Origin of the sequence: Williamsia muralis NBRC 105860 (assembly GCF_001598915.1) — a bacterium.
Lineage (GTDB): Bacteria > Actinomycetota > Actinomycetes > Mycobacteriales > Mycobacteriaceae > Williamsia > Williamsia muralis.
On record NZ_BDAP01000002.1, the window covers coordinates 467,185 to 481,196 of the forward strand.

At 64.9% G+C, this 14,012-nt stretch carries 15 protein-coding genes; 8 read left to right on the forward strand and 7 right to left on the reverse strand.

What is annotated here, in order from left to right; genetic code table 11:
* Positions 1 to 52: 52 nt before the first annotated feature.
* The 7 genes from WIMU1_RS09035 to WIMU1_RS09065 all read left to right on the forward strand — a co-directional run bounded on the left by WIMU1_RS09035 (position 53) and on the right by WIMU1_RS09065 (position 6,802).
* A complete protein-coding gene (locus tag WIMU1_RS09035; protein WP_062796569.1) occupies positions 53 to 1,219 on the forward strand; it encodes an acyl-CoA dehydrogenase family protein in 1,167 nt (388 codons plus the stop codon).
* Complete coding sequence (locus WIMU1_RS09040) at positions 1,216 to 2,151, forward strand: bifunctional MaoC family dehydratase N-terminal/OB-fold nucleic acid binding domain-containing protein (RefSeq protein ID WP_062796571.1); 936 nt, start codon at positions 1,216 to 1,218, stop codon at positions 2,149 to 2,151. The genes WIMU1_RS09035 and WIMU1_RS09040 overlap by 4 nt, the downstream gene beginning before the upstream one ends.
* Entirely contained in the window at positions 2,151 to 3,254 is a 1,104-nt protein-coding gene (locus WIMU1_RS09045) for an acyl-CoA dehydrogenase family protein (protein WP_062796573.1), read from the forward strand. Before WIMU1_RS09040 ends, WIMU1_RS09045 begins: the two co-directional genes overlap by 1 nt.
* A complete protein-coding gene (locus WIMU1_RS09050; RefSeq protein WP_062796575.1) occupies positions 3,251 to 3,655 on the forward strand; it encodes a MaoC/PaaZ C-terminal domain-containing protein in 405 nt (134 codons plus the stop codon). Before WIMU1_RS09045 ends, WIMU1_RS09050 begins: the two co-directional genes overlap by 4 nt.
* Positions 3,655 to 4,830, forward strand: a complete 1,176-nt coding sequence (locus WIMU1_RS09055) for a lipid-transfer protein (protein WP_062796577.1) — start codon at positions 3,655 to 3,657, stop codon at positions 4,828 to 4,830. The genes WIMU1_RS09050 and WIMU1_RS09055 overlap by 1 nt, the downstream gene beginning before the upstream one ends.
* On the forward strand, positions 4,830 to 5,666 hold the full coding sequence (locus WIMU1_RS09060; protein ID WP_062796579.1) for a MaoC/PaaZ C-terminal domain-containing protein: 837 nt from the start codon (positions 4,830 to 4,832) through the stop codon (positions 5,664 to 5,666). Before WIMU1_RS09055 ends, WIMU1_RS09060 begins: the two co-directional genes overlap by 1 nt.
* Positions 5,667 to 5,746: 80 nt before the next feature.
* Positions 5,747 to 6,802: a ferredoxin--NADP reductase gene (locus tag WIMU1_RS09065; protein WP_062796581.1), complete on the forward strand. Its 1,056-nt coding sequence runs from the start codon at positions 5,747 to 5,749 to the stop codon at positions 6,800 to 6,802.
* A 12-nt stretch (positions 6,803 to 6,814) separates the two neighbouring features.
* On the opposite strand, the gene WIMU1_RS09070 is transcribed toward WIMU1_RS09065, so the two are convergent.
* Genes WIMU1_RS09070 through WIMU1_RS09085 form a run of 4 tightly spaced genes read right to left on the reverse strand, consistent with a single transcriptional unit; the run spans position 6,815 to position 10,140 of the window.
* Positions 6,815 to 7,654, reverse strand: coding sequence for a mycofactocin-coupled SDR family oxidoreductase (locus tag WIMU1_RS09070; RefSeq protein ID WP_062796583.1), 840 nt, complete (start codon positions 7,652 to 7,654; stop codon positions 6,815 to 6,817).
* A 46-nt stretch (positions 7,655 to 7,700) separates the two neighbouring features.
* Positions 7,701 to 8,444, reverse strand: a complete 744-nt coding sequence (locus WIMU1_RS09075; protein WP_062796585.1) for an SDR family NAD(P)-dependent oxidoreductase — start codon at positions 8,442 to 8,444, stop codon at positions 7,701 to 7,703.
* Positions 8,441 to 9,322 (reverse strand): LLM class F420-dependent oxidoreductase, encoded by an 882-nt coding sequence (locus WIMU1_RS09080; RefSeq protein ID WP_062796587.1) that lies wholly within the window; start codon positions 9,320 to 9,322, stop codon positions 8,441 to 8,443. Before WIMU1_RS09080 ends, WIMU1_RS09075 begins: the two co-directional genes overlap by 4 nt.
* Before the next feature lie 5 nt (positions 9,323 to 9,327).
* Positions 9,328 to 10,140, reverse strand: coding sequence for an SDR family oxidoreductase (locus WIMU1_RS09085; protein ID WP_062797516.1), 813 nt, complete (start codon positions 10,138 to 10,140; stop codon positions 9,328 to 9,330).
* Positions 10,141 to 10,372: 232 nt separating this feature from the next.
* On the opposite strand from WIMU1_RS09085, the gene WIMU1_RS09090 reads away from it, so the two are divergent.
* Positions 10,373 to 11,137 (forward strand): SDR family NAD(P)-dependent oxidoreductase, encoded by a 765-nt coding sequence (locus tag WIMU1_RS09090; protein WP_062796589.1) that lies wholly within the window; start codon positions 10,373 to 10,375, stop codon positions 11,135 to 11,137.
* Positions 11,138 to 11,438: 301 nt separating this feature from the next.
* Here WIMU1_RS09090 and WIMU1_RS09100 read toward each other — a convergent pair whose 3' ends face one another.
* The 3 genes from WIMU1_RS09100 to WIMU1_RS09110 all read right to left on the reverse strand — a co-directional run bounded on the left by WIMU1_RS09100 (position 11,439) and on the right by WIMU1_RS09110 (position 13,993).
* Positions 11,439 to 11,975, reverse strand: coding sequence for a DinB family protein (locus WIMU1_RS09100; protein WP_062796593.1), 537 nt, complete (start codon positions 11,973 to 11,975; stop codon positions 11,439 to 11,441).
* A 76-nt stretch (positions 11,976 to 12,051) separates the two neighbouring features.
* On the reverse strand, positions 12,052 to 12,576 hold the full coding sequence (locus WIMU1_RS09105) for a PaaI family thioesterase (RefSeq protein ID WP_062796595.1): 525 nt from the start codon (positions 12,574 to 12,576) through the stop codon (positions 12,052 to 12,054).
* A complete protein-coding gene (locus WIMU1_RS09110; RefSeq protein ID WP_084248119.1) occupies positions 12,569 to 13,993 on the reverse strand; it encodes an MFS transporter in 1,425 nt (474 codons plus the stop codon). Before WIMU1_RS09110 ends, WIMU1_RS09105 begins: the two co-directional genes overlap by 8 nt.
* Between the last annotated feature and the right edge of the window lie 19 nt (positions 13,994 to 14,012).

Consider the following 14,012-nt stretch of genomic DNA (forward strand, 5'->3'; position numbering starts at 1 on the left):
CTCCACGCCCCGACTCGACCTTGTGCCCCTGAAATTCTCGAGGAGAACCACGATGGATCTGACCGAATCGCCTGAGCAGCAGCAGCTCAGGAAGGAATTGCGCGCCTACTTCTCCACGCTGCTCCCCGAAGGCGAGCGCCGCGCTGCCGGAGAACAGGGTGTGGGCGGTCCGAGATTCCGGGAGATCGTCAAGATGCTCGGACGGGACGGCTGGCTGGGCATCGGCTGGCCGACGGAGTTCGGTGGCCAGGGCCGGTCGATCGAGGATCAGTTCGTCTTCTTCGACGAAGTTCAGCGCGCGGGATTGCCGTTCCCGTTTGTCACGGTCAACACCGTGGGGCCGACGCTGCAGAAGTACGGAACCGAAGAGCAAAAGGCGAGGTACCTCCCCGGAATCCTCTCGGGAGACATCGTTTTCGCGATCGGATACACCGAACCCGACGCGGGCACCGACCTCGCGTCCCTCAAGACCCGGGCAGTGCGCGACGGCGACGAGTGGGTGGTGGATGGCAACAAGATCTTCACCTCCGGTGCCAACACCGCCGACTATGTGTGGCTGGCTTGTCGGACCGACCCCGAAGCGCCTAAGCACAAGGGTATTTCGATCCTCATCATCCCCACCGACGACCCCGGCTTCTCGTGGTCACCGATCCCGACGGTCGGGGGACTGATGGTCACCTCGACCTACTACAGCGGAATCCGGGTCGGTGAGGATGCGCTGGTGGGGGATCTCAACGGCGGCTGGCGTCTGATCACCGCCCAGCTCAACCACGAGCGGATCGGACTGGCGGCCCTCGGTGGACGCACCGAGGGACTGTGGACCCAGGTGATCGACTGGGCGCGGGAGTCTGGTGCCATCGAGATTCCCTGGGTACAGCAGGAATTCGCGCGCACCCACGCCAAGCTCGTGGCGATGCGGTTGATGAACTGGAAGATGACGGCCGCGGTCGCCACCGATACCCTCTCCGGGGCAGACGCTGGATCGGCAAAGGTCTTCGGCACCGAAACCCACGTCGACGTGTACCGCACGCTGCTGGGCATCCTCGGCGCGGCAGGAAGAATCCGCCCCGACAACCCGGGTGCCATCCTGGCCGGACAGATCGAGCAGATCTCCCGCCAAGGCGTTGTCAACACGTTCGGCGGAGGCGTGAACGAGGTGCTCCGCGACATGGTTGCGACCATCGGCCTGGGGACCGCGAAACTCGGACGGGCGAAATGATCGAAACCCGAGTGCTCGACGAGTTCGTCGGGCGCGAACTCATCCCGACCACGTGGGCACAGGACCCGGTGAACGTGCCCATGATCCGTCATTGGGTGGAGGCGATGGGAGACACCAACCCGATCTACCTCGATGACGCGGCCGCTCGCGACACCGGACGTGCCGGAATCATCGCCCCTGCGACCATGGTTCAGGCATGGACGATGCGGGGTTACGGGGCAACGATTGCCGGAGGCGCGGCCTCGGATACTGCCACCCAGCTGCTCGGCGTCCTCGCCGATGCGGGCTTCACCTCCGTGGTGGCAACAGATTCCGAGCAGGAGTACTTCGCCGAACTCCGACCCGGAACCCGGATCAATGTCACCGAGGTGATCGAATCGATCTCCCCGGAGAAGAAAACCGGTCTGGGCGTAGGGCATTTCGTGACCACGCTCAAGACCTACCGCGACGAGGACGGCGAGGTTGTCGCCACACAGCGGTGGCGAACATTGCGGTTCCGGCCCGCGGAGAAGCAGAAACCACGACCGCCACGGCCTCGCCCGGCGCTCAACCAGGACAACGCTTTCTGGTTCGAAGCCGCCAAGGAGCACCGACTGGTGATCCAGCGTTGTTCCAACTGCCTCACGCTGCGTCACCCGACCGGGCCCATGTGCGGGCAGTGCCGGTCGCTGGAGTGGGACACCACCGATGCGTCCGGCAAGGGCACTGTGTACAGCTTCGTGGTCAACCACCACCCGAAGATCGATGCCTTCGACTACCCGCTGATCGTCGCGGTGATCGAACTGGAAGAGGGTACCCGGCTGATCGCCAACATGGTCGGAGTGACCCCGGACGAAGTGACCATCAACATGCCGGTGGAGCTGGAGTGGATCGACGCCGATCCGGACCTGACGCTTCCCGCTTTCCGGCCGTCTGTACCCGAGGAGAACTGATGGACTTCACCTTCAACGAAGAGCAAACCGCGATCGGTGACCTGGCTGCGAACATCTTCTCGCAGAGGTCCGGCATCGACCGTGTCAAGGCTGTCGAGGCCTCCGACGAGCGAATAGACCGGGACCTCTGGCGAGAGCTGGCACAGGCAGGACTGGTGGGAATCGCCCTGCCCGACGAATTCGGTGGCGGCGCCATGGGTTTCACTGAACTCTGCGTGGTGCTCGAACAGCAGGGACGATGCGTGGCACCGGTTCCGCTCTGGGAAACGGTGCTCGCCGCTGCGGCCATCGCACAATTCGGCACTGCGGAGCAGAAACGGATGTTCGTGGCCCCGGCCGCCGCCGGCGAACTCTTCCTCACCGTCGGCATCGAGGAGTTCGGACCCCACGATCCGACCGAGCCGACGATGAGTGCCCGCGAGGACGCGACCGGGTCGTGGACGTTGCACGGCACCAAAGCGGTTGTGCCGTCAGCGCACGTCGCCGCCGGCGTTGTGGTCTCGGCCGTGACCCCGGCAGGAACGGGTCTCTTCCTGGTCGATCCGGCCGATCCCGCGGTGCACGTGCAGAACAACGAGACGACCACCCGCGCGATCGCGGCCAACATGACCTTCGACGCCGCGCCGGCACAGCTGCTTGCGGGAGGCGATGCGGTCAACTGGCTCGTCGATCGGGTCGAGGTCGCCCTGGCCGCACTGCAAGTCGGAGTGGGTGCCGGGGCCGTCGAACAGGCGGTGACCTATCTGAACGGCCGAGAACAGTTCGGTCGTCCGCTGGCGACGTTCCAGGCGGTGAGCCACCAGTTGGCGGACTGCTACATAGATCTCGAGGCCATGCGTGTCACGTTGTGGCAGGCGGCCTGGATGCTGACGAACGGAGCTGCTCCGGGTACCGCCGTGCTGGTCGCCAAGTGGTGGGCAACCGACGCTGGTCAACGTGTGGTGCACCGAACCCAGCACGTCCATGGCGGAATAGGGGTCGACACCGACTACCCGGTGCATCGGCATCTGCTGTGGGGCAAACAGATCGCCGCATCACTGGGTGGATCGAGTGCCGACCTCGCGCGTCTCGGAGCGCAGCTTGCGCTGGGCGTGGCCTCGTGAACACCGATGTGGCGGTGGGTCACGAACTGCCCGAACTCGTTGTCCCGATCACGCGCACGATGATCGTGGCGACGGCCATCGCGAGCCGCGACTACCAAGATGTTCACCATGATCCGGCGCTGGCAGTCGAGCGTGGATCCCCAGACGTGTTCATGAACATCCTCACGACCAATGGTCTGGTCGGGCGGTTCATCACCGACTGGGCGGGCCCCGGTGCATCGCTGCGCAAGGTCGCGATACGGCTTGGTGCGCCCAACTACCCCGGCGACACCATGACCCTCACCGGGAAGGTGATCGCGAACGACAACGGCGTGGTGTCGTTCCACGTCCGCGGTGTCAACAGTATCGGCGCGCATGTCACCGGCACTGTGACGGTCACCGTCATGAAAGGAGGCAGGTGATGTCCAGCCCACTGTCCGGGTCGGCGGCCATCGTCGGGATCGGGGCCACCGAGTTCTCCAAGGACTCGGGCCGAAGCGAACTGCAGCTCGCGTGTGAGGCGATCGTGGCCGCTCTGTCCGACGCGGGCATCGACCCATCCGAGGTCGACGGCCTCTCGACGTATACCGCCGAGACGAACGGAGAGGTGCTCGTGGCCCGCAACTGCGGGCTCGGTGAGTTGAAGTTCTTCTCCCGCATCGGATATGGCGGAGGAGCGGCGTGCGCGACCGTACAGCAGGCCGCGATGGCCGTGACCACCGGCGTCGCGGACGTGGTGGTCTGTTATCGCGCTTTCAACGAGCGATCAGGCGTCCGGTACGGGCTGGGCCAACACGATCGCCCGATGGACAGCACCGCAGACCGCGCCGCCTACGCGTGGATGACACCTCAGGGACTGTCGACGCCGGCGCAGTGGGTCGCGATGTTCGCTCGGCGGTACATGCATGAACATGGCGCCACCAGCGAGGATTTCGGGAGGGTTGCGGTGGTGGCCCGCAAGCACGCGGCGAACAACCCCGAGGCGTGGTTCTACCGCCGGCCGATCACACTCGACGACCATCAGAACTCGCGCTGGATCGCCGAACCCCTACATCTGCTGGATTGCTGTCAGGAAACCGATGGGGGCCAGGCACTCGTCATCGTCTCGGCCGAGCGGGCCGCGACGCTCGACAACAAGCCGGCGCTCATCAAAGGCGCGGCACAGGGCAGCGGCAGGGACCAGCACATGATGACCAGCTACTACCGTCCCGACATCACCGGCATTCCGGAGATGGGTCTGGTGGGCCGCCAGCTCTACGCCCAGAGTGGGCTGGGGCCCGAAGACATCGACGCTGCGATCCTCTACGACCACTTCACGCCTCTGGTGTTACCTCAACTCGAAGAGCTCGGGTTCTGCGCCCGGGGCGAAGCGAAGGACTTCATCGCCGACGGCAACCTGGAGGTCGGTGGACTGTTGCCCTCCAACACTCACGGCGGACAGATCGGAGAGGCGTACCTGCACGGCGTCAACGGCATAGCCGAAGCTGTGCGTCTCATCCGGGGAACGTCGACCAATCAGCCCGACACGGCCGAGAACATCATCGTCACCGCAGGCACCGCGGTTCCGACCAGCGGCCTCATCCTCGGGGTGGCGTAGTGAAGAGCTGGGAGAACGCGGGCCGGTGGCGAGGCGTCGACCTCGGTACACGCACCGTGTCCTACGACGAACGCGATGCGATCATCTACGCGTTGGCCTTGGGCGCGAAAGCAACCGAGCTGGACCTGGTGTTCGAGGACCAGCTGAGGGTGCTGCCGACGTTCGCCCTCACCCTCGCGCAGTGGGCCCCGGACGAGCTCGGGTCGCGGGGTGCGTTCGATACCCGCACGGCACTGCATGGGTCACAACAGCTGACGGTAATGGCACCTTTGCCACGCAGCGGCGACGTGACACTGTCGGCGTCGGTCGGCAATGTGTGGGACAAGGGCGCCGCAGCGGTCTTCGAGGTCGAGGTCCGCAGTGAGTACTTCATCGCGACGTGGTCGTTGTTCGCACCGGGCGCAGGAGGTTTCGGGGGCGAGCGAGGACCGGCGAGACCGGTTGATGCGCAGGGTGATCCGGCCTTCGAATCCGTGTTGCACACGCGTGAGAACCAAGCGGCACTCTATCGACTCACCGGCGACCGGCACCACATCCACATCGACCCCGACGCGTCGGAGCGAATCGGTCAGCCGCGGCCGATCATGCACGGACTGTGCACCCTGGCCGCCGGAGCGCTGGAATGCGCCCGTCTGACCGGCGCACATCCGGCAGCCCTGGTGAGTCTCGACGGCCGATTCGCAGCGGCACTCCATCCCGGTGAGTCCCCGGTGTTACGGGCGTGGGGCGATGGCTCGGATCTCACGTTCGAACTCGTCAAGAACGGACGGCCGGCGATCTCCGGAGGCAGGGTGTCGTTTGCCGCCACGACAGGGGTTTCGAGCGCGTCCCGTTGAGCGGGAGCGGCGGCGCACCGAAGCGCCCGTTCATCTAGTTTCGGCGAGTCGTGTCCACGCAGGGAGAGGCAACACCGGCGATGACAACTGCTGTATCTGAACATAATTCGCGGTCAGTGATGGTGACCGTGGCTGCCGTCGTCGAGGAGACGGCCGAAGCGCGGTCGCTGGTGTTCGACGTGCCCGCCGACCGTAGCGACGACTTCAGATACAAGCCGGGGCAATTCCTCACCCTGCGTATCCCCAGCGACCGGACGGGGTCGGTTGCCCGGTGCTATTCACTGGCCAGTTCGCCGCTGACCGACGACCGACCGAAGGTCACCGTCAAGCGCACCGACGGTGGATACGGATCGCACTGGCTGTGCGACAACGTCAACGTCGGTGATGTCCTCGAAGTGCTGCCCCCGTCCGGCGTCTTCACCCCGGCGAATCTGGACGACGACTTGCTGCTGTTCGCCGCGGGCAGTGGGGTGACGCCGGTGATCTCCATTCTCAAGACCGCGCTGAGTGGAGGCGCCGGCAAAGTTGTTCTGCTCTATGCGAATCGGAACGAGAACTCGATCATCTTCCGGCAAGAACTGCACGACCTCGCAACGCGATTCGCCGACAGGTTGCTGGTGCTGCACTGGCTGGAGAGTGTGCAGGGCCGGCCGACCGTCGACCAGCTTGTGCCCCTTTGCTCGGCATTCGGGAACCACCGGGTGTTCATGTGCGGTCCCAAACCGTTCATGGACATGGTGCACAAGGCAACCGCGCGATCGGGCATCGCCCGGGGCCGAGTGCACGCCGAGGTCTTCACATCACTGTCCGGCGATCCCTTTGCCGAGGTGGAGGTGCCGCAGCTGTCCGAGGGTGACCACGGCGATGCGCCGACGGTCTCGGTGAGTCTCGACGGTGAAGCGCACGAGCTGAGCTGGCCCCGGTCGGCCACGCTTGTCGACGTTCTGCTGTCCAAGGGACTGGATGTGCCGTACTCGTGCCGCGAAGGCGAATGTGGTTCCTGTGCATGCACTCTTGTCGACGGCGAGGTCGACATGGGTGATACGTCGATCCTCGATGAGGAGGACATCGCGGACGGCTACATCCTGGCCTGTCAGGCCCGCCCGCTCAGCGAGCACCTGACCATCGAGTTCTGATACAGCTCTACCTCACCCGGTGACGCGTGCTGCATTCCCGGCGTCGACCGGAATGACCGTACCGCTGATGTGCGCACTGGCCTTGTCCGTGAGGAACAGCACCACCCGGGTGATCTCGTCGGCATCGAGCCACGGCACCGGCTGGGCGTGCAGTGAGGCGAAGACGGGTTCGACGTCCTTGTCGGTCGGATGGTCGAGGTCGGGCCGCATCATCGCGTACAGGGCGTCGTTGTGAATCATCGGAGTCGAGATGTTGCCCGGGGCAATTGCATTCACGGTGATGCCATGCGATGCGAGATCAAGGGCAGCGCTCTTCGTCAGGCCGATGACGCCCCACTTGGACGCGGCGTAGCCGACCATGCTGACGTTCCCCGCTCGGCCGAGCATGGAGGAGATCGTCACGATTCGACCGTAACCGCGCTTGATCATCCCCGGTGAGACTGCGCCGACGGTGTTGAAGACACCGGTGAGGTTGGACGAGATGACTTCTGACCATTGCTGCTCGGTCATCGACTGGACGGACGCTGCGACCGAGACGCCGGCGTTGGCCACTGCGATGTCGATCCGTCCCAGTTCTGCTTCGGCCCGGCCGACCAGAGCGTCCATCGCCGGGCGATCGGCAGTGTCAGCTTTGACCGCAATGCACTGTCGTCCGGTGGCTTTCACAAGACGCACGGTCTCGTCGAGGTCTGCTTCGGTGGCCAGCGGGTAAGCGACCGAAGGGCTGTCTTCACATCTGTCACACACCACGATGTCAGCGCCGCGTTCGGCGAAGGCGATGGCGTGGCTACGGCCCTGGCCGCGGGCGCCGCCGGTGATCAGGGCGACCTGTCCGTCGAAACGCTCTGTCATGTGCTGACTCCTTGTTGTTCGAGAGCTGACGCAGTGGTTTGCAGACCTACCGCAGTTTGATGATGCCGCCGTCTGCCATCAGAGTCTGCCCGGTCATGTACTTGGAATCCTCGGAAGCAAGAAAGACGACGATGGGTGCGATATCGGTCTCAGGGTCCCCGATACGTCCGAGGGGCACCTTGGCAGCCGATTCGGCGGCCCGCTCGGGGAAGGCCTTCTGCCAGGCCATGACACCCTCGGTGGCCGCAAACGGGCAGATCACGTTCACGCGGATTCCGTCGGCGGCCCACTCGTTGGCGGCGACCCGGCTCACGCCCCGAATGGCTTCTTTGGCTGCGGCATAGGACGTCTGGGTCGGCATCCCTTCCAAGCCCGACCCGGAGGCGAAGTTGATCACCGAACCCGACGCAGCTTTCAGCTGTTCGTAGCAGGCCTGCATGAGGTGCACCGTCGGGTAGAACCCGGTGTTGAAGGACAACTCGAACATCTCGGCGGTGTGGTCGACCAGCGACGCCTGGCGCGACGCATGGGCGTTGTTGACCAAGATGTCGACCGAACCGAAATGCGACACGGCGGTGTCGCGGATGGTCACCGCAGCTTGTGGTTTCGAGATGTCCACATTCAGGAAGCGTGCCGATGGGCCGAGGTCGCGTTCCAATTCGTGGCCGCGCTTGTCGTCGATGTCGGCGAACAGGACGTTAGCGCCCTGCTCGACGAACACGCGGGTGATAGCGCTTCCGATCCCGCCCGCGCCGCCAGTGACAATCGCCGTCTTTCCCTGCAGTTTCATGGTCTGTCCTCCGAAGTGAAGTCGATGTCGAGCTCGATGCAGGCCTCGTGCAACGCCTCGAGCTGGTCGCAGTAATGGGACACGCTGGTGGCCGAGATACTGACGCTCACGATGGTGGCCCCCATCTCCCTGCGCCGCTCCAGCGATCTGAGGGCACCCGACCGGTTGCCGAGTGGGTCGATGTGACTCGCGGGGAGGACCACCGTGAAGTCGTGGGGCAGCTCGGCGGCCTCGAGGAGCCGCTCGAGGTCCAGCAGCGGCAGGCCGAACGGAACCCATCCGTCTCCGAGCGTGACGGCACGGCGCAGGGAACGGGGAGTGCGTCCGCCGATCCACATCGGAACGTGCGGCTGTACTGCGTGGGGCTCGACGACAACATTGCCGAAGTTGTAATGAGGGCCGTGGTAGACGGGGTTTGGACGAGAGAGCGAAGCCCGCAGCGCGGCGAGGGCGTCGTCGGCGATGCGACCCCGGCCGGCGAAGTCTGCACCGAGCGCGTCGAACTCTTCGCGCAAGCTGCCCACGCCGAGGCCCAGCACGAGGCGGCCGCCGCTGACCAGATCGAGGGTGCCGTACCGCTTGGCGATCTCGAGGGGATGGTGATAGCCGAGGACAAGCACCTGGGTGGCGAGTTTGATCCGAGACGTGTGCGCCGCAACGAAACCGAAGGTGGCGAGCGGGTCCCAGTAGGTACCCCCGCGTTCGGCGGCGACGTCGATGGGGACAGCGACATGCTCGCTGCACGTGAGGTGGTGGTAGCCGAGTCGATCGGCCTTCTGGGCGATACGGATCAGCTCTGCGGGCCCGGCGTCACGCTCCCATGCGGATGCGGCGGCCGGGTGCTGGACGACGATGGGTGATGTGATCCCGATACGCATGGCGGTCAGCGCACGCCTTCCAGTGTCACCGAGCGGTTGCGGACACCGCTGTGGGTGGCGACATACCGAGCGGGGTACTCACCACCGCCGTGGACGGCGAGGTCTGCACCGTTGACGTAGGACGCCCATCGGCTCGCGAGGAACAGGCAGGCGTTGGCGATGTCGTCGGGGACGGCCATCCGGCCCATCGGGAGTGTGTTGATGACGGCTGCCCCGCCGTCGTCGCCGTATACCGAGGCCGCGCTCTCGGTGCGAATGAGACCCGTGGTGATGTGATTGATGCGCACGGCCGGCGCCCATTCCAGAGCCAGGGCTTTGGTGAGGACGAGCAGGCCGGCCTTGGCGGCGCTGTATGCGGCAGTGCCCGGCTGGGGGTCGTGGGCCGAGACACTGCCGATGTTGATGATGGAACCGCCCTCGGGATTGGCTTGCATCACCGAGTTCGCGGCTTGGGCGGCGTAAAAGGGCCCGAGGAGATTGAGTGCGAGAATCTTCTCGACAAATCGCGGCGAGACGGTGGCGGCGTCGGCATCGGGGGAGCCGCCGGCATTGTTCACCAGCACGTCGAGCCCACCGTGTGCCGCGACGGTGTCGTCGATCAAACCGGCTGCGTCCGAAGGATCCCGGACATCGGTGGCGCGGAACGATGCCGTTCGGCCGGCGTGGTGCGGCAGCGTGGCGGGGGTGTGCCGACCACAGACCATCACGTCGGCACCGGCCTCTAAGAACGCCGTTGCCACGACGAATCCGATGCCTTTGGTGCCGCCCGTCACGACGACACTTCTGCCTGAGAAGTCCCAGTCGGTGCGCGGATCCATCAGCATCCCTTCCCAGTCGGTGCGCTGTGCGGCGCCTGACACGGACGCTAGATGTTGTGGTGGTCGTGGTTGGTCGCAGTCCCGCCCAGCGGGACGTGAGCAGGGTCTCGGTGAACGGGAGTGCAGCACTGCCGGCAGACCTCGGCCATTACCGTCCTGGCCCGTGAGATCTCGCGCCCCTGCCCGCGCAGCACGTGAACAGATCTGACAGAACCTTGAAAGGAAGTGCAGCATGGGAACACTCGACGGCAAGGTGGCACTCATAACCGGGGCAGGTCAGGGGATCGGGCAGGGCATCGCGCTCGCCTTGGCCAAGGAGGGCGCTGCGATCGCCGTGGCCGGCCGAACGGAGTCCAAGCTGCTCGACACCTGTGCGATGCTGACCGATCTCGGCGCGCGTGGTGAACCGATCGTCTGCGACGTGAGCGATCGCGAGGACATCGCGCGCGCGGTCGGTGGCACGGTGGCAGCTCTCGGGTCGGTCGACATCCTGGTGAACAACGCCAACGACTGCAAGCCGGGCCCGATCCTGTCGATCGTCGACGAGGACTACGAACGGTCGTTTGCCACCGGGCCGCTCGCGACCCTTCGGATGATGCAGCTGTGCCATCCCCACATGAAGGCACGTGGCGGCGGCGGCGTCATCATCAATCTCGTGACCTCAGCGGCAGTGCGCTGGGACGCAAGCAATTACGGCGCCTACGGGTCGATCAAAGAAGGCATGCGGTCGCTCACGCGGGCGGCAGCATGCGAGTGGGGTCGTGACGGAATCAGAGTCCTGTCGGTCGCCCCGCACGCCGCGTCGCCCGCCCTCGACCGGTGGATGGAGAGGAATCCCGAAGAAGCAGCTGCGTTTGTGGCGGGTATCCCGCTCGGCCGTGTAGGTGACCCCGAGAGCGACATCGGCCGGGCCATCGTCTTCCTGGTGGGGCCAGATGCGGGGTATCTCACCGGAGCGACCATTCCACTCGACGGTGGTCAATCACGTTGGGGATGAACCACATCGGCCGGCGACGATGACAGGGCTCCTCATCTGCAGCAGAGTACCGACAGTATCGGCCGACAACCGCAGCTCGGTGACGTCTGTCCAAGGTGAAGAAGTGAACCACCGTCCGGTGCCCTGACCGTCACTGATGTAGGTGACCGCCACGGTGGACATCATCCAGTCCCCGACGGTTCGCGAGACGCGGGAGCTGAGCCGAGAGCGCATACCGCAATGATGCAGTGACCCAGCGCGCAGGTGTTGGACAGTCTCACTGAACGGAAGCCGCTGTGGGCAAGGGTGATTCGAGTTCTCACTACGACCTGTGGAAGCGGGTGCCCGTCACATCGTACAAGTGGTGAATCGGGTCGTGTATGAAGTAGAGCGCGAGCGAGTCCACGGTGAACTCGCTGCCGTCACTGCGGCGGCCGCGTCGGCTGAGCGCTTCATCGGGGACGTTGGCGAACGCGTCCGCGAGTCGGGCGGCGCCCGCGGTCAATTCGTGGGACACCGCGGCCGGATCCTGGTCGTTGTAGCGTTCGGCAACTGCGGTGGCGTCCTGATCCCAATTCTCGAACGCCGGATTGTCATTCGAGAGCATCGCCTCAAGACGTTCGTCGAACTTGATGAACACATCTCGGACGTGGGCGGCGTACTCGAGTGGCGACCATGTGGAGTCGTCCGGTCTCCGGTGGGGATCAGACGCGGCCAGGGCCGGAGGCCATTGGGCGGAGTTGGCTCTGATCAGGCCCGGGATATCCCGGAAAGCTATCCCGGAGGGGTCGAATCCACAGTCGGGACAAGGACGTTCGAGCACCCACGTCCAGTTCTTGGTGTCGGGCACGATGGCCATGGAGTCTCCCGTCGTCAGGTGGTCTCAGCCTATCGTCCGCGAGCGGGGCGTGGTCCGATTGCTCGCGATCGTGTGGTCAGGACGGTATGTCGAAGACGAGCAGTGCGCTCGATGCGGTCGCGACAGTCTTGCCGCTCTCATCGGTGATCTCGGCCTCGGCAAACGCCACCCGCCGCCCTGGCTTCTTCACCCAGCCGCGTGCTGTGAGCCGGCCGGATTCGAGGGTGACTCCCCGCATGAAGTTGACCTTGATCTCGATGGATGTGTAGCCGGTGCCGCGCGGCAAGGTGGAGTGCACGGCGCATCCCGCGGCCGAATCGAGCAGTGTGCAGATGATGCCACCGTGAACCGCGCCGATCGGGTTGAAGTGAGACTCGTTGGGCTCGAGGGTGAATACGGCCGTGCCCGAGTCCACCGATGCCAACCGAGCGTCGATCAAACCGACGATGGGCGGTGCGGGGATCGTTCCGGCCGCCATGGCCTCCAGATAGTCCAGACCGGACATCTTCTGCGATGCGGCAGCGGGTTTCGACGGGTCGTGCCACGTGACGGTCCGGGATCGGGGCTCACCCCACTCGGTGGATGCGAGCGCGTCACCCATGGGAGGGCCTGCTTCGGACGAACACAGCGGTCGGGATGGCCACCACGGCGAACACTGCGGCGGCTACCAGTGCGCAGGTGTGGAATGCCGATTCAAATGCTTCGTCGGCGGGGCGGGTCAGCAAACCGGAAGCGAGCTGCGAGGTCAGTATCGACCCGAGCACGCTTGTGCCGAGTACGCCACCCAGCTGGCGGAACATGTTGACCGTTCCGCTGGCCATCCCTGCCTGGGCCGGCGCCACACTGTTCATGGCGGCAGCGGTGGCCGGCGCGATCAGTGAACCGAAGCCGACTCCCAGGACCACCAGTGCCACGGTCAGGTTTGTCCAACCCTCGTGCGGATGGACTCGCAGCAGCAGCAATGATCCGAGCGCGGTGATGATCAATCCGGTGGTGAGCATGACCTTGAAACCGATGCGCGGCAACAACCGTGGCGCGATCGCGCTGACGACAACGTAGGTGCCCATCAGGGCCAACAAATGCAGCCCGGTGCTCCAGGCGCTCAGCTTTCCTATCCTTTCGAGAAACAACACGGAGATCAGGGACAGTCCGGTGAAACCGAAGAGCACCGTTGCGCTGACCACCATGACGGTGGAGAAGGACGCTGACCGAAAGAGGCGCAGATCAAGCATCGGTGCGTTCGTCGAGCGCTCATAGACGATGAAAAAGGCCAAGGCACAGGCAAATAGGATGATCGCGATGATCGCGTGGGTGGACGTGAAGCCACTGCGTGATCCGTCGATGACCCAGTAGGTGAGCGCGGCGATGGCTGTGGTGGCGGACAGGAGACCGGGAACGTCGAGTCCGGCTCCCTGAACCTTGCTGCGTGGCACAACAATCGGGGCGACGGCCACGACCACGAGGGCAGCGATGGCGTTGACGAGGTAGACGGCATTCCAGGAGAATGCCCCGAGTACCGCTCCAGCTGACAGGGGTCCGATCGCGAGGCCGAGGCCGGAGCAAGCAGCCCAGATGCTGATCGCCTCGGTCCGCTCCTTCGGGTCGGGGAAGCCGTTGCTGATGATGGCCAGACTGTTGGGCAATACCAGCGCGGCTCCCACACCGGTGATCGCCTGAGCGGCAAGGATCATGCCGCTGCTGTGCGAGAGGAACGATGAGAGGCTGCCGATCGACATGATCGCAGAGCCGGCGATGAACGCGGTTCGCCTGCCGATGACATCACCGACGGTGCCCGCAGAGAGCACCAGGCTGGCAACCACCAACGCGAAGATGCTCGGGATCCACACCATCGTGGCACTGTCGGCATCGAGATCGGATTGGATCGCAGGCACGGCCGAAATGGTGGCCGTGATGTTCAGGAACGTCAGCATCATGCCGAAGCACACCGCTGCCAGCGCAAACCACCGGGTGTTGTCGCTGCCGGTCGCCGGCGTGGCGGACTGACTACTAATAAGCATAGTCAGACGGTACGGCCTG